Origin of the sequence: Lutibacter sp. B1 (genome assembly GCF_012524075.1) — a bacterium.
Lineage (GTDB): Bacteria > Bacteroidota > Bacteroidia > Flavobacteriales > Flavobacteriaceae > Lutibacter.
This window is the reverse complement of sequence record NZ_JAAZUI010000010.1, coordinates 17,897-36,320: the sequence shown is the minus strand read 5'-3', so window position 1 is coordinate 36,320 and position 18,424 is coordinate 17,897. Positions and strand designations below refer to the sequence as shown.

Here is an 18,424-nt window from a genome sequence, read left to right as displayed (position 1 = left end):
ACATCGTCATTCTGAATTTATTTCAGAATCTCAATATGCTGATTTTTAATTATTATGAGAACCTGAAACAAGTTCAGGTTGACTGAAAATACACTTTTTATACAGCCTTTTTTTTAGTTTTCATCTTCAATATAAATCCCTACCTATCCTTCGGCTCCGCTCAGTATCCACGACGAAATAATAATATCTTTTTTTTATTTCTCTAATCCTAAAATTTGTACACCTTGTTCAAAAATAACATCAACAGGAATATTAGCTTCTGCCAATTTATCTAAATCAGATTGTAAATCTTTCGGTATTTTACCTTTTTCTTCAACTAATTTTGCAACACCATCATAATCTCCATTGCCTTGTAAAGTTAAAATTAAGTTAGAAAGTTCTTTCATAGCTTCTTCCATTTTATCATAATTTACTTTATAAGTACCATCTTCATTTTTAGTAAAAGCTTCTTTTTCTTTAAAGAAATTAAAACGAATCATATTTGCTTTTCCGTGAGCACTTGATGCTCCAAAACGTACGGAACGGAAAATTCCGGCCATAAAAGTGGTCATATAATCTTTCATATCTCCGTCAATTTCACCTTTTTTATGCAATTGCTGTACCATATACAATCCTAGAATATCAGCTTTTCCTTCTTCTAATGCTGAAGCTAATTCTTTTAACGAAGTTCTAACCGTTCCTTTATTATTTATGGTATTTTTTATTCCCAAACCATGAGCAACTTCATGAAACATTGTGTTTGCAAAAAAAGCATCAAACGTAATGTGTTTTCTTTGGCTTTTATCAATTAATTGCTCTGCAATAGGCACTAAAATTTTATCAAATTTAGCTCGCATTGCATTTTTTAATTGTAATCTTCTAGTTCCTTTTTGTAATTGAACCTCTTCATCATTTGGTAAATTAATGGCAATTGTTTTACTACCGGCATTGCAATCGCCTGCATAATAAACAACATCATACGCATTTAAATCAGAGTCGGTACCCGGAGTTTCTTGTTTGTAAGCATCTTCTACAGGAAGTCTCTTTTGTAATTCAGGCAAAAATTGTGTAAAGTGAGCCAGTTTTTTACTCCATTCCTGATCTTTTATTAAAACATAACCTTCATGTGAAGCTTTATTTCCAAAAAGTTGGTCTTCGTAAGTTTCAATTGGGCCAATTACAACATCAATAGTATTTGTTTTCATGTCCATCCAAGCTAAATCACTTGGTTGGTAATTATCATCCAAAAACGCTTGTGAACGTAATTCTAAATATTTTTTTAAGCCTTCATCTTCAGCTAATTTAGAAGCTTCTAACAATAAGCTTGAAACTTCTTTTACTTCAGCTTCAAATTGTTTGTGATATGGTATAGTGAATAATTCTCCTTCATCATTTCTTCTTAAAAAAGTGTATAAACTTGACTTATTTTCATCATTAAAATCTTCAAACTCTTCTTTGGTCATATCAGTTGGGTAATAATTTGCTCCGGCAGGTTTCTCCCCTATTCCTTCAACAAAAGAGGCATTACCGTCCAATCTGTCCCAAGGTCCATAATTAATTTCAACAAACTTTTTAGCATCCACATCGGTAATTGAATTTAATAATTCACTTTTATCACCATAAGCCTCATACCAAAACAAATCATTCATTTTAGCTGCAGCTTTAATTAAAATTGGCAACATTTTTTGCTCATTTTCTGTTAAAACACTTACATCTGAAGTTAATTTAAACGAAACGTATTTATTTAGTTTTTTTTGCATATCACTTGTATTTTCTTCAACAGTAACTTGTTTTGTTGGTTTACGTGCTTCATTATTATTTTTACAAGAAAACAAAACCGCTAAAACCATAAGTGCCAGTATTTTTTTCATTATTGTTTTATTTTTTATTAATATTATCTATTATTTGTTGTATTCTTTTGTCATCAATATCATAAACAGTAGCTAAACTCTTTTTATCCGGAAATTGTTCTATCATAACTGTTGTTGAAGGGAAAGCGAATTCTACACCTAAATCAGCTGCCAATTGTAATACAGCCATGTGTAAACTATGTTTTGAAGCCTGTTCAATATTCCAATCTAATTGAGTAAAATAAACATTTAACATAATTAGCAATGCTGAATCTCCAAAACCTATAAACTCAACATTATAAGCATCTTTTCTGGTTTCAGGATGCAATTCAATTATTTTTCTAATTCCTTTCACAAAAGCATCTATAAGTTCAGGAGGTGTATCATAACGTACTCCCAAATTAGTTGAATACCTTCTGTAAGCACGTAATCCTTTATTGTTTACTACCATTTCAGATAAAGCACTGTTAGGTATTTGATAAACTGAAGTATCGGCCGCACGAACAGTTGTAGATCTAAAACCAACAGTTTCAACTGTACCTACAACTTCGCCCGCTTCAATCCAATCACCAATATGGAATGGTTTATCAACAAAAATCATTACAGTTCCAATAAAGTTTTTAACGGTATCTTGAGAAGCTAAGGCTATGGCAATACCTCCAATTGAAGCTCCTGCAAAAACAGTAACAGGCTCTACTCCGAAAAGAGTTAATAGTTTTAGTATTCCTAGAAATACTACAACTCCTTTAAAAAAATTATTTAGAATTGGTGCTAATTGATCATCTAACTTATTGTGAGTGCTTTCTGCAAATTGTGTGTAAATATCCATTCCAACATTTACCAATTTTAAGAAAACATAAATCCAAAAAACAGTAACCATAATGTTTAATCCTAAAAATAACAGGCTATTCACATTTAGGTCTAACATTAATGAAGGCAAAACTGTTTTTACAAACCAAATTAATAACAAAAGTACTATTGGGCGTGTAAGTTTTTTTAATGATATATCTATTGCTTTGTTTAACTTATTATGCGTTATACTGTTTAAAGTTTTGCGTAAAATATAAAAAACACCCTTTTTTAAAATATAGAAAAGGCCTATACAAATTACTATAATAATTAATATTCCTATAAATTGCCACAACTCTATTTTAAATACTTTTTTATGTCCCAATTCAGGAATAATTTGCTGTAGTTTTTCGGTATACCAAGGAAATACTTTTTTGTATAAATCATTAACTTTGCTTGTTGTTTCCGAAGAATAATACCAATTATTACCAACTCTTTCCACATAAATTTCAGGCATTCTATAAGGAAACAATACATATCTGTATTTTTTACCTAAACTATACGTTTCTGTATAACTTGTAATTCCTGTTGAATCTGCATACATTGCATCGGAAGGAACTTTGGTAAAATCTACTTTAAGTCCTTTTCCATCTAAAATTTTCTTCAACTTAATGGCTATTTCTTCTGCTTCTTTTCCAGAATAACCATAAATGGTTTTTGCTGCCTTAGCAGGATCATACGACTCTGGTTGTAAAAAATATAAATGAGTGTAAATTGTTGAATTTGGATTACTTAAATCAACTTTTACATTATTTTGAGCAAAAATTGAAGAAGAAATTAATATAAAAAATAAGAGTATTTTTTTCATTCTTAATATATTGTTTAACTAATTTTCAAATTTAAGATTTTAATTATTAGTTAGCATAGCAAGTTAAATGTAATTATTATCTTTTTTTGGTTTTGTTGAATCGCTTTTTCTTTCTTGAAGTGAAAATTACTGTGTCATTAAATGTATCTTTAGCTTTTTCACCTTTATTTTTTCTCCAAGAATTAGTTGAAGGAATTAATTTTTCAAGCAAATCGGTTCTACCAACTTTTGATAATGTATTTTTAATCCATTGTTGATTTTCCTTTTTATACCAAAAGAAAAATCTATGTTGCTCATCTCTCTCAATTTTAGTTTTTGGAGATTTCATTGGTTTTAAAGTGTACGGATGGTAACCACTGTAGTAAATAACCGTAGCGACTGTCATTGGAGTTGGTGTAAAACCTTGAACTTGCTCTAATTGAAAACCCATATCTTTTGTTTCGGCAGCTAAATTTGCCATGTCTTCCAATTCACACGCCGGGTGACTTGAAATAAAATACGGAATTAATTGTAAGTTTAATTTTTTACGAATGTTTATTTTATCAAATCGCTCTTTAAATTTATGAAAATAGGTGAAAGATGGCTTACGCATTAACTTTAATACATTATCAGAAGTATGTTCCGGAGCAACCTTTAATCTTCCTGAAACGTGGTTGGTCATCACTTCTTCAGTATAATCATCTAATTCTTTCGGATCAGCTTTTTTATTGAATTCAGGCACTAGCATGTCGTGTCTAATTCCACTTCCAATAAACGATTTTTTAACTTTTGGATGCCTATCTACAGCCTTATAAAGTTCCGTTAATGGTTTATGTGAAGTATCTAAATTATGGCAAATCACCGGTGAAATACATGAAGGAGAAACACATTTATCACAAATTTCTTGAACCTTTCCTTTCATTTTATACATATTTGCCGAAGGTCCACCAATATCCGATAAATACCCTTTAAAGTCAGGCATGTTTGCCACCTTGTCAACTTCTTTTAAAATAGATTCCTGGCTCCTACTTGCTATAAATTTACCCTGATGTGCAGATATGGTACAGAAACTACATCCTCCAAAACAACCTCTATGAATATTAATTGAAAATTTAATCATTTCAAACGCAGGTATTGGTCCGCGCTTGTTATATTTTGGGTGTGGTAAACGTGTGTATGGTAAATCGAAAGACGCATCAATTTCAGTTTCAATCATTGTTTCATACGGTGGATTAATTACCAAAGTAGAATTACCCACTTCCTGAAAAATTCTGTCGGCATATAATTTATTAGACTCTTGTTCAATTATTTTAAAATTTGATGCGTATGCTTTTTTATCTTTTAAGCATACTTCATGAGAATTAATAGTAACGTCTTTCCAGTTTTTATTTTTTGGAACTTTTTCATCTTTATGCAATAAAAAAGCAGTTTGTTTAACCGTTCTTATACTCGAAAAAGGAATTCCTTTTTGTAAAAGGGTTACAATTTCACGTAAAGGTTGCTCACCCATTCCATAAACCAATAAATCAGCTTTTGAGTCTTTTAAAATGGTTGGCTTTAATGTATCGCTCCAATAATCGTAATGTGTAACTCTACGAAGCGAAGCTTCAATTCCTCCTATTAAAACAGGAACATCAGGAAATTTATCTTTTAAAATAGTTGAATAAACTGTTGTGGCATAATCGGGTCTAAATCCTTTATCTCCATTTGGTGTATATGCATCATTATCTCGTCTTCTTTTACTAGCCGTATAATTACTCACCATTGGATCCATACAACCTCCTGTTACACCAAAAAATAATTTTGGTGTTCCAAGTTTTGTAAAATCTTGTAAATTATCATGTACGCTAGGCTGCGGAACAATAGCAACCCTTAATCCGTAACTTTCTAAAATTCTACCAATTACCGCCGGTCCAAATGCTGGATGATCTACATAAGCATCGCCGCTAAACAGGATAACATCTAGTTCATCCCATCCGCGTAGCTTTACCTCTTTATTAGTAGTAGGTAACCAATCTGAAAGTTTATTCATTCTCATATTTTGCAAAAGTACATTAAATTAATCAATTCCAATTTTTTAGCTGAAAACTGTATAATCTTCATTAAAAGTATGTTAAAATGTAAAAATATTTCACTTAAGGTTAAACCATTTTTCATTTAAAATGTCAAAGGTGTATAAAAAATAAATCATTAAATCATGAAAAAAATAGCAATCTTTTTAGTAGCAACAGTATTATTTTCTTCTGTAATTTATTCACAAGGAAGAAATCAACGATTCAGAAACAGTGATAATTACACTCCAGAGCAAATTGCAGAATTACAAACTAAACGTTTGGTTTTACAATTAGACTTAACTGATAAACAGCAAAAAGAAATTTACAATTTAAAAATAAAACAAGCAGAAGAACGTGATAAATTTGTTAAAGAATACCGTGAAAAAAGACAAAACGGAACGTTGACCTCTGATGAGCGTTTTGCTTACAGTAACACAAGACTTGAAAGACAATTAGAAGTAAAAAAAGCGATGAAAAATATTCTTACAAAAGAACAATTTGAAAAATGGGAATTAATATGTCAACCCAATAATGATAATTTAAGAAGAAATTTTAGAAATTATAACAACCCTAATTGCCCTTATGGTAATAGAACTTACAAAAATAAATTATAAAGTTTAAATAGGTTAATTGAATTGTTTGTTTGGAAAAAACGCTGCTTAAAGCAGCGTTTTTATTTTGTTAGTCTTCCTTTTTTATTTGCAGTAATATAATTTTAAACAGTTTAACCTTTAACCATAATTTCTTTTTCTTGTTTTAATTCTTTTAAAACAGCTTGAAATTCATCATAATTAATTAATTCTGCCTCAAAAAGCCCTTCTTTTTTCTCAAAAAGAACATCATTTACCATAGTAAACATCTCTTTTTGATAAAATTCTAAATCATCTGAATTAACTGAAGTAGGATTTTCTTCATAAGCCAACTCAATTTTCCACAAACTATCCATAAGTTCATTTCCAACAAGTAAATGTTTGCGATAAATAATATGAACTGCTTTTTTTTGATGAGGATACCCAATAAAATAATGATATTCCCTTCTTGGTGCTTCTATTTTTGAATTGATATAATACTGGTTATTTTCAAAGTCATTTCTTCTGCTACAACCTAAAACATACGAAACCACATCTCCTACAGTATGATCTTTACTGCTAATTAATATAAAATCTCCTCTTTCAAGAGTATCTTTGCCTTTTGACAATAAGTTTACTGCAATTTCAGAAATTTTATAACCTCCTGCTCCACATAAACAAACATGTCCTAAGTACTTAGAAACATCATTAAAGCTTACTTCTGTAGTTTCTTTATTTTCAGGATAACTTTCTGCTAATACACCATGATCATAATGAAAGGTAATAGGATTTATATCATAAATAAAATCATATTTTTGATGCCAAGTTTTGGAATCAGGTGTTTTAGTTTTTTGACAACTGAAAAGTAAAGAACCAAAAAATAAAAAAATCAGAACATACTTACCTAAAAAAGTTATAGCATTTTTTACTTTTTTATATTGATAATTTTTCATACTTCTTTATTTGTGAATTTTATAAATACGTCTATTCGTATTTATAACCATTCGATTAAATTCAAAAATAAAAAATACATATTGCTGTTATCATGATTATTATCATAACAACGCTTAAAAAGTTGTTATTTGGTGTTTATTGATATGAATTTTATTTCAACCTACTTTAAAATCAGTGTTTATCCAATGTCAATATTATTGAATTAAGCAATTTTGGTTATACATTGTAGGTTGCAAGTTTTTATCAACTTTTTCTAATTGCATAAATTAATTCATCTAAGTATTTTCCTCCTTTATATAGGGTTTTCTCAAATTTTCCTTCTAGAACAAATCCTGCTTTTTCTAAAACTTTCCGAGAGCCAATATTTGTTCCAAAAGGACGAGCAAATATTCTTTCTATTGCAAAATTTTTAAACCCATAATCTATTATTTGTCTTACAGCTTTACTCATTATTCCTTTTCCCCAATAGGGTTCAGCTAACCAATACCCAAGTTCTGCATTTTTTTTATGAATATCAGTTTGAAGATGTAATCCAATTCCTCCACAAGCCTCTCCATTAATTTCTATTGCAAAAATACTTGTAGGATTGTTTTTAGTTGCCTTTTGAATAAAAGCTTTTCCATTTTCTCTAGTATATGGATGTGGAAATTGGTCAGTTAAGTTTGCTGCAATTTTTTTATTATTAGCATACTTTACTAAGCTATCAATATCGTTTAGATTCCATTTTCGCAATTTAAATTCCATAATTAGTAGTTTTTTAACTTGCAACCAACAACGCTTAAAAAGCTGTTATTTGGTGTTTATTGATATAAATTTTATTTCAATCTACTTTAAAATCAGTGTTTGTCCAATATCAATATTATTAGAGGTAAGTCCGTTCAACCGTTTAAGTTCATCTACAGTTAATCCGTATTTTTTTGAAATAGAATACAATGTATCACCTTTAACAACTATATGCTTTGTAGAATTATCAGTTCCTTTTTTAACAATCTCCCTCTCAAAAGGTTTTCCTAAAACTTGAGTATCAAATTTATGAAGATCATATTTTTCAATTAATCCAATCAATTTTGCAGGATAACGTCTGTCGGTTGCATAACCTGCTTCACTTAAACCTTGTGCCCAAGCTTCATAATCTCCTGGTTTCAATCTGAATAATTTTGAATACCGTTTTCTTTCAACTAAAAATAATGAATGATCTTCAAAAGAAGTTCTTGGATCTTTATATTTTCTGAAACACTCTCCGCTACTATCATCATCATGATATACTTTTTTCCCACTCCATCCGGTATGGCATTTTATACCAAAATGATTATTAGATTTTAGCGTTAATTCACTATTCCCACTCCTTGATTCCAAAATTCCTTGTGCCAACGTAATACTGGCCGGAATTTTATATTTTTTCATTTCTTCCATAGCAATATCTTTATATTTATTAATATACGCTACTGTAGAAATTTCGAAACTCGATTTTGTTGATTGCTTTGAAATTATTTCATCAACTTTACTTTCGTCTTGTTTTAAAATTACTTCTTTTTTAGTTTTATTATTTTTTTCGGCAGCTCTTTTTTTTGATTTGCAACTATTTAGTAAAGCAATGGCAATTAAGCCAATTAAAATATATTTCAACTTCATTATTAATCTATTAATGGTAATTTTTTCTTTTTTAAAAATGTATTCATTCCTTCAATTCCTTGTAAACCTCCTGTATGGATTGCTAAAATTTTGGTTCCTTTTTTAAAGGTATTTTTTTTAATTAAATCTACAATTCCAAACATCATTTTTCCTGTATAAACAGGATCTAAAGGTATGTTTGTTTCACTTTTAAATTTATTGATAAAAGTAATTAATTCTTCTGAAATTTTTGCGTAGCCTCCAAAATGATAGTTAGTATTTAAACTCCAATTATTATTTTTTAGTACATATTTTTTTATTTCATGTTGCAAAAAATCACCTTTTAAAGCAGGAAAACCAATTACTGTTTGATGCTTTTTTATTGAATTTATAATTCCTGAAATAGTTCCGCCCGTACCAATTGCACCACAAATAACGTCAAACTTTTCATCATTTTCAGTTAAAATTTCTTCACAGCCTTTTATGGCAAATGTGTTTGTACCTCCTTCAGGAACCAAATAAAAATCTCCGAATTTTTCTTTTAATGAAGCAATAAATTTTGATGTTGTTTTTTCTCGATAAGCGCTTCTGGTAACAAAATGAAAATCCATATTATGCTCGTGCGCAAACTTTAACGTAGGATTGGTTTGTAAAACTTCATCTAAATTATTGGCTAATTCATCACCACGTATTACACCAATAGTTTTAAAATTATTTTCAAAACCTGCATAAGCTGTTGCTGCAATATGATTTGAATATGCGCCTCCAAACGTAAGTAAGGTAGTTTGCTTTTGCTTAAGAGCTTCCTCTATATTGTATTTTAATTTTCGATATTTATTTCCTGAAATAAATGGATGTATTTCATCTTCTCTTTTCATAAAAAGTGAAATTTCTTTATTTTCTATTTCTGAAAAAAATACTTGCTGATTTTTAGTTTCTTCTGATAAACCAAACATTTAAACGGATGCTTTTCAGCAAAAATAACTAATAAAACAAGAAGTACTATGCAAGTTTAAAAATATTACATTGCTGCCCCAACACTATCTATAATAATTTCTTCTTTTTTAGTTTTCACTTTTCTAAACCTATAGCCTTTAATAGATTCTCTATTAATAATTTTTTTAATTAAAATCAATCTGCGATAATGAAGCGCATTAAAACGCAAAATTGTAAGATAGGTTAAAACAACAATACCTCCAATTATGTAATAACCGTACATTATTTTTGTTGCTGCTATAATAGACTGTATTTTCACTCTTTTGTAAACTGCCATTCCTCCTCCTTGAGGTGCTAAATTTACGGTATCCATTCCTACAGATAAATCACTTAAACTAACTAACTGAAGTTTGTAGTAAAACCAGGCAACTATTGCGCTAAAAAATCCTACACCTAAAAACGACCTTATCACTATTAAAAAGGTGGCTCCGGGTAAAAAATCACTCATGCCTAAATCTTTGTATGAATAATACCAAATTCCAATATACAAAACTGTCATTCCCAAACCTTTCAAAATCATTGGAATAATCAGATATTCAAAATCTATTACTGTTGTAACAACAAAGTACATATAAATGGCATACAGCGTAAATGAAGCAAAACCGAACATAATGAAATATTTCATAGACAGATTTCTTTTAAAGCCATAAAAACTAATAAATCCTGCCATTACAACTCCAATAACCATAGCAACATTCAACAAACTATTGGTTACAGAATCATATCCTAAAACACCTGATGTATAAGTACTTTGTATAGTTCCTGAAGAAAGAAATAACCCTAAAAACATAAGTAAAGAAAACCCTTGCAAATAACTTTTCTTTGTAAATATACCTAATGAAATATAAGGTCTTTTTAATTTTGATTGCCTGTAAAAAAACCAGATTATAAAAAAGAAAAATGCTATTAAAGAAATTTTAATATTAAAAGAATGGAACCAATCCTGTTGTTTTGAAAATGAAAAAATATAATTTAAAAACATTAGAGATACCACATATAGCAACATACTGAACCAATCAAAATAATAGAGCGGAACCTTTTTTGAAAATCGTAAATTATGCATAAAAATTACAGCAAGTAAAACTAAAACAAGTAATATAATTGCCATTATTATATAAACTGATTGCCATTGAAGATTATACGCTATTTTTGCGGTAATAAATGTAGATATTTGACCTGAACTTATACTTAAAGGATAAAAAATAGAATAAAACATTCCTCTTTCTCCTGATGGACTGATAATAACCATCACTATCATTACAACATCTAAAAGAGCTAATAATTTAAAAATTCCTATAAAAAATGAAGAGAAAATAAGTACATAAGGGCTACTTGTTGTTGCACAAACAATTGAAAGTAACGCAAGCATAGATAAACAAGTAATCATCATCTCTTTAGATCTCAAATACGTTTTTATCCTTCCCATTAAAGGAAGTATTACTCCCATTCCAATATACATTGCATACCTAGCCATTGATATGTGTTCAGGTAAAATGCCCAAATCACTTATCATTTGACTACTGTTACTAGCGTATATTCCACTTACAAATAATATTGGAAATAGAAATACAATAAGTAAAAGTAACATTACAGGTTTTGGAACCCAATCATGAAACAACCCTTTATTATACACTTGCTGTTTTATTTTAAAGTAATATTCACATTCATTCCTACTCTTAGCATATCTATACTTTCCGGTGTATTAGCTTCTGTAAATTCTATTCTAACAGGAATACGTTGTTGTACTTTTACAAAATTACCGGTAGAATTATCAACAGGAACTGATGAGTATTTTGATCCTGTTGCTGCAGATATAGCTGTAACAATTCCTTCATATTTTTTTCCATCAAGCGCATCAACCTTAACATTTATTTTTTCACCTATTTTAATTTTTCTCATTTGAGTTTCTCTAAAATTGGCTACTACCCATTTTTTATTATCTTCAACTATAGTTGCTACTTGCTGACTTGGTTGTAGTAATTGCCCAACGTTAACTAATCGTCGTCCCATAATTCCGTTATATGGTGCCGTAATAACTGTATAAGAAAGGTTAAGTTTAGTCATTTCCAATGCTGCTTCGGCTTGTTTAACAGTTGCTTTACTCATATCAACTCTCCCTCCCATTTCTTGGATTGAATAGTCAACCGATTTTAGTTGCCCTTGTAATGATTTATACTGTGCTTTAGCTGCATCATACTGTGTTTTTATAGCATCGTATTGTTGTTGGGTAACAGCTTCATCCTGCAATAAATTTTTATAACGTTTAAGATTCTGTTCTGCATTCCATAAATTTGATTTTGCGCCTACTATGTTTGCTTCAATAACATTAGAATTGTTAGCAATTGTATTTATAGAAGATCTTGTGGTTTTTTCAGCAGCTACAGCATTTAAATATGCTGCTTCAGCTTGCATAAGTTGTGTTTTAAGCTCACTATCATCCAATAGTATTAAAGTATCGCCTTTTTTTACTTCTTGGTGTTCTTCAAATTTGATTTCCTTAATATAAGCTGAAACTCTTGTATTTACGGGATTTATATAGGCCTCTATTTGAGCATCATTCGTAAAATTTCTATCACCTATATGAAAATAGAATTTTATCGCCCAAATTAAAGCTATTAAAGCCACTACAAATACGAATAGATTTGTAAAAAAAACAAGTCTTTTATTTTTTTTTGCTTTTTTAGAATGCTGTTTTTGTTTTTCTGACATTGTTATTAATAATTAAAGTTTTAAACCTACAGCTTACCTATTGTTCTTAATAAGTTGTAATATGTATATAAAATATTTATTTCTGAATTGGTATAATTAAGTTCTGCATCTAATTTTGCATTACTGGCATCTAACATATCTACTGCTAAAGCCAATTGATTCAAGTACTTTTTTTCTATGATATAGTAATTCTCTTCTGCCAAACGTTTACTCTCTACAAAAGTATTGCTCTGTGATACAGCATCTTGATATTTTAAATAAGCTGCTTTTATTTCTACATCTAAGTTTTGTTTTTGCAATAGTTCTATTTCTTTCATTTGATCTAACTGCAAATTGTTTAATTTTAATTTTTTAGGTGTTTTATATAATGATTCTATATCAAAAGACAATCCAACACCTACTTGCCAACTATTGCTATACATATCTAAAGCTGGTGAAGTACTTGTAATGGGACGTTGCATATTATAACCTCCAAAAGCAACAAAAGCCGGTAACATTTCAGATTTAGTAATTTTAGCAGTTTTTTTAACCAATTCTGTTTGTACTTGAGTTGTTTTAATTTTAGGATTGTTTGCGAAACCCTCTCCACTATAAAAATCAAAATCCTGTACAATTGGCTTTTCTTCTAATAATGATTCATCCGGTAAAATAATTGTAGCATCAGACAATCCAATAGCAGTAGCTAGTTGCTTATTTAAAATAGAAATATTATTACTAATTGTTTCTACTGCTTGTTTTAAATTGGTTAATTGAAGTTCGCCTCTAATTACTTCATTTCTGGTAACCATTCCTTGATTATAAAAATTATTTATGTTTTTTAACCGTTCTTGTGCTAATACAATATTTTGATTATAAACCGTTTTTTGATTATATAATTTGAATAAATCTAAATATGTTGCTGTTACCAAAAGACGGATACTTAATTCGTCATCTCTATAATCAAGTTTAGCCAACTCTTCTTGTAAAAAACCTATTTTAATAGCATTATTTACAGCATTTCCTTTAAAAATAACTTGACTTGCCTGAACAGAAAATGTATTACCAAAATGTGGCATATCAACAGTAGTTGAATTTGAAAAATCTTTATCTAAAATTAATACATCACCTATGTATGAAGCATTTACAGAAGATGAAATATTTGGTAATTGCTGTAGTTTGTTTATTTCAGTTTGTTGTTGTGCAATACTTATATATTTATCTGAAACTTTTAATGCTTGGTTATTTTTTAATGCTAATTGAATAACTTCTTCTAATGTTAATTTACTTGTTACATTTTCCTGTGAAAAAGTAACACTTGTAAATACCAGAAATAATAAGACTGCTATATAAGATGTTTTATGAATACTATACCTCATTTTTTACCTTTAATTTAAACAAGGTGCAAATGTATGTAGCCTTATAGGTGCTTAAAATAGTTAATTTGCTTAAAAAGATGTGTGAAAGTAAGATTACTTATTTTCTATAGGTTTTGCATTCATTCTAAATTCTGAAGGACTTTGACCTGTATATTTTTTAAAAAAATTGCTAAAATAATATTGATCGTTAAAATGAAGCTCTTGTGCTATTTCACTAATTTGTTTTTTTGATGATCGAAGCAATATCTTTCCTTCAGTAATTACGGATTGGTGAATCAATTCATTTGCGGTAAAACCGGTAACTTCTTTTAACGTTGCTGATAAATGTCTTGATGTAATAGAAAGTAATTCTGCATAAAATTTAACTTCTCTTTTTTCCTTAAAATAAATGGCTAAATTCTTTAAAAAACCTAAAGCTATTTCTTCTTTTCTTGTAATTTCTTTAGCATTAATATCAATATACTTATTTACAATATCAATACTCAAATAAATAATTGAAAAAAATAAATGACGGTTGATATGACTACTAAAAGCAGTTCTTTTTTTAGACAAGTTTTCTTCTAAAACACTTATTAAATTCCACATTTGACTCAATTCAGAATCATTAATTGAAAAATAATTTTCAGAAGCCAACATTAATATTTGATACGTATTAAATCTATTAAAATTCAGCGCTAAATTAGAAACTAAGCCAGTATCAATAACAAGGACTTTAAGTTCAATATCACTACTAAATTCAACAAATTCGTAAACACCTTTTGGGTATAGATAAAAAATTGAATTGTGTACTAATTTAAGTTTTTGAAGATTATTTTTTAAAAAAATATACCCTTTTTTAATAATAATTATAGCAGAGTTTTTAGGATGGTAAGGCCTACCTACTACTATGGCTTCAAGAATTTTTTTCTCATTATAAATTTTAATATTTTTATTTATTGTTTTCCCCATCCTTAAACAATTAACTTATAACAACAAATTATTAATTTAACGTAAAGTAGATTAATTAAAAACAGTTAATACACTATTAATAAGCTTATTATATTTTTTATCCCTGTGAAGACAGAAATCTATCCTTTTGCATTTTAAAAGATTCCTGCATCCTCAGGAATGAACTGTACTTAAATGCAACTATTTAATTGATAATTATCAAATATTTTTAAGCCGCACTCACGTTAATTTACTTATCTAAATCCGAAACTTTTAACTCAATCTTTTCCCACTCTTCCATCAACGCTTCTATTTTTTTCTTTTTTGCGTGGTAATTTTCAAAAAAATCAGGTTGGCTTGAAATTGCCTCATAATCTTCTTCTAATGCAGCATCTGTTTCTAAAATTTCCCTTTCTAAATTATCTATCTGAGTTTCTATTTTAGACAGTTGATTTTTTAATTTTTTAAGTTCTTTTTCTTCTTCTTTTGAATGTTGATAAACTTCTTTTTTAACAACTTCTGGTTTTTTAGCAACAACAGTTCTCTTTTCAGCTTCTCGTAAATTTTCAAGCTGATGCTGTTCTAAGAAAAAGTCAATATCACCTAAATATTCTTTAATCACTTTGTCTTTAAATCCGTAAACCGTAGTTGCTAATCCTTGTAAAAAATCTCTATCATGCGACACTAAAATAAGTGTTCCATTAAAGTTTTTTAAAGCCTGTTTTAATACATTTTTTGAAGCTATGTCTAAATGGTTTGTAGGCTCATCCATTATTAAAACATTAAACGGCGATAGTAATAATTTACACAAAGCCAATCTGTTCCTCTCACCTCCGGATAACATTTTAGCTTTTTTATCTACTGCGTCACCACTAAATAGAAATGCTCCCAGCATGTCTCTTACCCTGGCTCTGTTAGTGTCAGTTGCAGCATTTTCCATAATTTCCAAAACAGTTTGCTCAGGTTCTAAATATTCTGATTGATTTTGTGCAAAATATCCTATTTCTACATTATGTCCAAGTTTTAAATGACCTCCATGAGGAATTTCTCCCACTAAAATTTTGGCTAAGGTTGATTTTCCTTGCCCATTTTGTCCAACAAAGGCAATTTTGCTATTTCTTTCAATCAATAAATCTACATTCTCCAACACGTGCTTGTCTCCATAACTCTTCGATAAATTTTCTGCCTCAATAACTATTTTTCCCGGCTCTTTAGAAATCTGGAATCGGATATTCATTACCGCATTGTCTTCATTATCAACTTCTATACGCTCAACTTTATCTAATTTTTTTATTAAAGACTGAGCCATAGATGCTTTATTAGCCTTCGCTCTAAATTTATCAATTAATACTTGTGTAGCCTTAATTTCTTTCTCCTGATTCTTTTGTGCTTGTAATTGTTTTTCTTTTATTTCTCCTCGTAATAACAAGAACTGAGAATACGGTTTTTTGTAATCATAAATTTTACCTAATGAAATTTCTATCGTTCTATTAGTAACATTATCTAAAAACATTTTATCGTGAGAAACAAGTACAATAGCTCCTCCGTAACTTTTCAAGAAATTCTCCAACCAAATAATAGATTCAATATCCAAATGATTGGTTGGCTCATCTAACAATAAAATATCATTATCTTGTAACAGTAACTTAGCTAACTCAATACGCATTCTCCAACCACCCGAAAAAGTATCGGTGAGTTTATCAAAATCTTCTCTTTGAAAACCTAGACCTTGTAATATTTTTTCAGTATTCCCTTGATAATTATAACCACCAAGTAATTCGTATCTATGCGTAAGTTCGTTTAGATCAACCATCAAATCATGATAGTATTCACTTTCATAATCTGTTCTTTCTACTAATTCTTGGTTTATTTTTTCTAACTTAACTTCAATCTGCTTTATTTCTTCAAATGCCTGATAGGCTTCTTCTAAAATGGTTCTTCCTTCAACAAAATCAATATCCTGACGCAAAAAACCTATCCGTACATCTTTATCAAATGCCATAGTTCCACCAGTACTTTCTATATCTTTAGAAATTACTTTTAGAAGTGTAGATTTTCCTGCTCCATTTTTTCCTATTAATCCAATTCTATCACCTTTATTCAACTTAAAAGTAATTCCTGAGAACAAATCGGAACCGGCAAAAGAAACGGTTAAGTTATGTACGTTAAGCATTTGTGTTTTATAATTTAAATATAATTTTATGTATTTTTAAAAACGCTACAAACTTACTATAAATAAATTTGGCACTCAATTAAAGTTTTTATTTTTATAATTTAGCAAACTGATTAAAAATTCAATAAAAAATGTTTAAAAAAGGAACAAAGTTATACAGCATTTTATTTAATAAATGCCCTAAATGCCAAGAAGGTGATTTTATGAAGGAAAAAAATATATTCAAACTTCATAAAGCATTTACAATGAATGAAACATGCTCAAATTGTGGTTTAAAATATATGATGGAACCTTCCTTTTTTTACGGTGCTATGTATGTAACTTATGGAATTACAGTAGCCATAGCAGTTGCTACATTTGTAATAGCTACACTGTTTTTTAATTTAAGTTTAATTGAAAGTTTTATACCCATTGTAATTGTTTTAATATTGACTGCTCCTATTTCTCTCAGGTTGTCAAGAATAATTTGGATTAATATTTTTGTTCATTTTGATCCAAAATCGAATAAAATTAATAAAAACGAGTAACTGAAATTTCTTTATCAAGTTCTGAGCCCTTTTCTAAATGATTGTACAGCTCTTTTGCTACTGTTGGCGCAATCATTACACCTCGCGTACCTAAACCGTTTAAAATTGCTAAATTTTTATATTGGAAGTGTTTTCCAACAATGGGTCTTCTATCTTTAATAGTTGGCCTGATACCGGCAGAATGTTCAACAATTTCATACGGAACTGTTATAAAAGATTCTAACTTTTCAACAAGTTCTTTTTTACCATCTTCAGTAGGTAATTTTGATTTATCTCTCCAGTTAAATGTAGCTCCAACTCTGTAATGGTTATTTCCTAAAGGAAGAACAAAAACAGGTGCTTTAATTAAAAAATCTATATTTAAATCAGGTGCATATATTGTGATTAATTCTCCTTTTGCTTCTTGCATTGGTAATTCGTTAAAAAAAGGATTTTGCTTCATTCCAAAACCTTCACAAAAAACAATTTTAGAGGCTTTTATATTTTTATATCGAATTTTTTCTTCTGAGATACTCAATTCTGAATACTTAAAACTTTCATTTTTAAATATTCCCTTTTCAATTAACAAATTTCTATAATCATTAAGTAATCTTTTTGTGTCTATTCTCCCTGTATTAATTAATTTACCATAACCATAATCTGCTTTAATTCCATAAAAGTTCTCTTTCACAATTTTTGGAATCATATAATTTGAAAGTGATGGTTTATCACAAGCAAAAAACCAATTATTTTGCTCTTCAACAGATTTAAATATTCTATAAATATCTACTGGATAATCATATTTTTTATTGAATTGAATTTCTAATTCTTTATAAAAAGGTAAAGCAATTTTAAGCTGACCAACGGCATTCCAAACAGGTGTAAATCTTTTTAGAATTACCGGATTATACATACCGCCTGCAACTATAGATGAATTTTGAGAGTTATCTTCAAAAACTACATAAGATTGATTGTTTTTGTCTAATTCTTTAGTAAAAGCCAAACCGGCTAAACCTAAACCTACTATTATATAATCTACTTGCATTTTAACAAAGTTAATTTTAAAAACAAAAAACTCTTGCTATTTGCAAGAGTTTTTTAAATT

The 18,424-nt window shown here is 29.0% G+C and carries 15 protein-coding genes; 2 read left to right on the top strand and 13 right to left on the bottom strand.

Translation table 11 applies throughout. The annotated features are described in order from the left end of the window. Nucleotides 1-194: 194 nt before the first annotated feature. The 3 genes from HGB55_RS07485 to HGB55_RS07475 all read right to left on the bottom strand — a co-directional run bounded on the left by HGB55_RS07485 (nt 195) and on the right by HGB55_RS07475 (nt 5,503). Nucleotides 195-1,850 (bottom strand): Zn-dependent hydrolase, encoded by a 1,656-nt coding sequence (locus HGB55_RS07485; protein ID WP_168816173.1) that lies wholly within the window; start codon nt 1,848-1,850, stop codon nt 195-197. Nucleotides 1,851-1,857: 7 nt separating this feature from the next. Continuing rightward, a complete protein-coding gene (locus tag HGB55_RS07480; RefSeq protein ID WP_168816171.1) occupies nt 1,858-3,486 on the bottom strand; it encodes a mechanosensitive ion channel family protein in 1,629 nt (542 codons plus the stop codon). Nucleotides 3,487-3,562: 76 nt separating this feature from the next. Next, nucleotides 3,563-5,503, bottom strand: a complete 1,941-nt coding sequence (locus HGB55_RS07475; RefSeq protein WP_168816169.1) for a YgiQ family radical SAM protein — start codon at nt 5,501-5,503, stop codon at nt 3,563-3,565. A 159-nt stretch (nt 5,504-5,662) separates the two neighbouring features. Here HGB55_RS07475 and HGB55_RS07470 point away from each other — a divergent pair, with 159 nt between their 5' ends. Beyond that, nucleotides 5,663-6,133 carry a hypothetical protein gene (locus HGB55_RS07470; protein ID WP_168816167.1) on the top strand — a complete coding sequence of 157 codons (471 nt, stop codon included), beginning with the start codon at nt 5,663-5,665 and terminating at the stop codon, nt 6,131-6,133. 110 nt (nt 6,134-6,243) lie between these two features. On the opposite strand, the gene HGB55_RS07465 is transcribed toward HGB55_RS07470, so the two are convergent. The 9 genes from HGB55_RS07465 to HGB55_RS07425 all read right to left on the bottom strand — a co-directional run bounded on the left by HGB55_RS07465 (nt 6,244) and on the right by HGB55_RS07425 (nt 16,813). Further along, nucleotides 6,244-7,041 (bottom strand): hypothetical protein, encoded by a 798-nt coding sequence (locus HGB55_RS07465; RefSeq protein WP_168816165.1) that lies wholly within the window; start codon nt 7,039-7,041, stop codon nt 6,244-6,246. A 244-nt stretch (nt 7,042-7,285) separates the two neighbouring features. Next, entirely contained in the window at nt 7,286-7,786 is a 501-nt protein-coding gene (locus tag HGB55_RS07460) for a GNAT family N-acetyltransferase (RefSeq protein WP_168816163.1), read from the bottom strand. Between the two features lie 81 nt (nt 7,787-7,867). Continuing rightward, complete coding sequence (locus tag HGB55_RS07455; RefSeq protein WP_168816161.1) at nt 7,868-8,674, bottom strand: glucosaminidase domain-containing protein; 807 nt, start codon at nt 8,672-8,674, stop codon at nt 7,868-7,870. 2 nt (nt 8,675-8,676) lie between these two features. Then, a complete protein-coding gene (locus HGB55_RS07450; protein ID WP_168816159.1) occupies nt 8,677-9,609 on the bottom strand; it encodes a 1-aminocyclopropane-1-carboxylate deaminase/D-cysteine desulfhydrase in 933 nt (310 codons plus the stop codon). A 65-nt stretch (nt 9,610-9,674) separates the two neighbouring features. Next, nucleotides 9,675-11,282, bottom strand: a complete 1,608-nt coding sequence (locus HGB55_RS07445; RefSeq protein WP_168816157.1) for an MFS transporter — start codon at nt 11,280-11,282, stop codon at nt 9,675-9,677. 8 nt (nt 11,283-11,290) lie between these two features. Further along, nucleotides 11,291-12,358 carry an HlyD family secretion protein gene (locus HGB55_RS07440; RefSeq protein ID WP_168816156.1) on the bottom strand — a complete coding sequence of 356 codons (1,068 nt, stop codon included), beginning with the start codon at nt 12,356-12,358 and terminating at the stop codon, nt 11,291-11,293. Nucleotides 12,359-12,384: 26 nt separating this feature from the next. After that, complete coding sequence (locus HGB55_RS07435; protein WP_211047367.1) at nt 12,385-13,713, bottom strand: TolC family protein; 1,329 nt, start codon at nt 13,711-13,713, stop codon at nt 12,385-12,387. Between the two features lie 93 nt (nt 13,714-13,806). Next, nucleotides 13,807-14,661, bottom strand: coding sequence for a helix-turn-helix domain-containing protein (locus tag HGB55_RS07430; protein ID WP_168816155.1), 855 nt, complete (start codon nt 14,659-14,661; stop codon nt 13,807-13,809). A 229-nt stretch (nt 14,662-14,890) separates the two neighbouring features. Continuing rightward, on the bottom strand, nt 14,891-16,813 hold the full coding sequence (locus HGB55_RS07425; protein ID WP_168816154.1) for an ABC-F family ATP-binding cassette domain-containing protein: 1,923 nt from the start codon (nt 16,811-16,813) through the stop codon (nt 14,891-14,893). A 131-nt stretch (nt 16,814-16,944) separates the two neighbouring features. On the opposite strand from HGB55_RS07425, the gene HGB55_RS07420 reads away from it, so the two are divergent. After that, nucleotides 16,945-17,340: a DUF983 domain-containing protein gene (locus HGB55_RS07420; RefSeq protein WP_168816153.1), complete on the top strand. Its 396-nt coding sequence runs from the start codon at nt 16,945-16,947 to the stop codon at nt 17,338-17,340. On the opposite strand, the gene HGB55_RS07415 is transcribed toward HGB55_RS07420, so the two are convergent. Next, the gene (locus HGB55_RS07415) at nt 17,324-18,364 is read right to left on the bottom strand and encodes an FAD-binding oxidoreductase (RefSeq protein WP_168816152.1); all 1,041 of its coding nucleotides are present in this window, start codon (nt 18,362-18,364) and stop codon (nt 17,324-17,326) included. The two genes, HGB55_RS07420 and HGB55_RS07415, sit on opposite strands and share 17 nt — an antisense overlap. Nucleotides 18,365-18,424: the final 60 nt, after the last annotated feature.

Coding starts and splice junctions, on each gene's coding strand:
- HGB55_RS07440 (WP_168816156.1), bottom strand. CDS start 12,358: ATGTCAGAAAAACAAAAACAGCATTCTAAAAAAGCAAAAAAAAATAAA.
- HGB55_RS07435 (WP_211047367.1), bottom strand. CDS start 13,713: ATGAGGTATAGTATTCATAAAACATCTTATATAGCAGTCTTATTATTT.
- HGB55_RS07475 (WP_168816169.1), bottom strand. CDS start 5,503: ATGAGAATGAATAAACTTTCAGATTGGTTACCTACTACTAATAAAGAG.
- HGB55_RS07480 (WP_168816171.1), bottom strand. CDS start 3,486: ATGAAAAAAATACTCTTATTTTTTATATTAATTTCTTCTTCAATTTTT.
- HGB55_RS07465 (WP_168816165.1), bottom strand. CDS start 7,041: ATGAAAAATTATCAATATAAAAAAGTAAAAAATGCTATAACTTTTTTA.
- HGB55_RS07430 (WP_168816155.1), bottom strand. CDS start 14,661: ATGGGGAAAACAATAAATAAAAATATTAAAATTTATAATGAGAAAAAA.
- HGB55_RS07485 (WP_168816173.1), bottom strand. CDS start 1,850: ATGAAAAAAATACTGGCACTTATGGTTTTAGCGGTTTTGTTTTCTTGT.
- HGB55_RS07425 (WP_168816154.1), bottom strand. CDS start 16,813: ATGCTTAACGTACATAACTTAACCGTTTCTTTTGCCGGTTCCGATTTG.
- HGB55_RS07415 (WP_168816152.1), bottom strand. CDS start 18,364: ATGCAAGTAGATTATATAATAGTAGGTTTAGGTTTAGCCGGTTTGGCT.
- HGB55_RS07470 (WP_168816167.1), top strand. CDS start 5,663: ATGAAAAAAATAGCAATCTTTTTAGTAGCAACAGTATTATTTTCTTCT.
- HGB55_RS07455 (WP_168816161.1), bottom strand. CDS start 8,674: ATGAAGTTGAAATATATTTTAATTGGCTTAATTGCCATTGCTTTACTA.
- HGB55_RS07420 (WP_168816153.1), top strand. CDS start 16,945: ATGTTTAAAAAAGGAACAAAGTTATACAGCATTTTATTTAATAAATGC.
- HGB55_RS07450 (WP_168816159.1), bottom strand. CDS start 9,609: ATGTTTGGTTTATCAGAAGAAACTAAAAATCAGCAAGTATTTTTTTCA.
- HGB55_RS07460 (WP_168816163.1), bottom strand. CDS start 7,786: ATGGAATTTAAATTGCGAAAATGGAATCTAAACGATATTGATAGCTTA.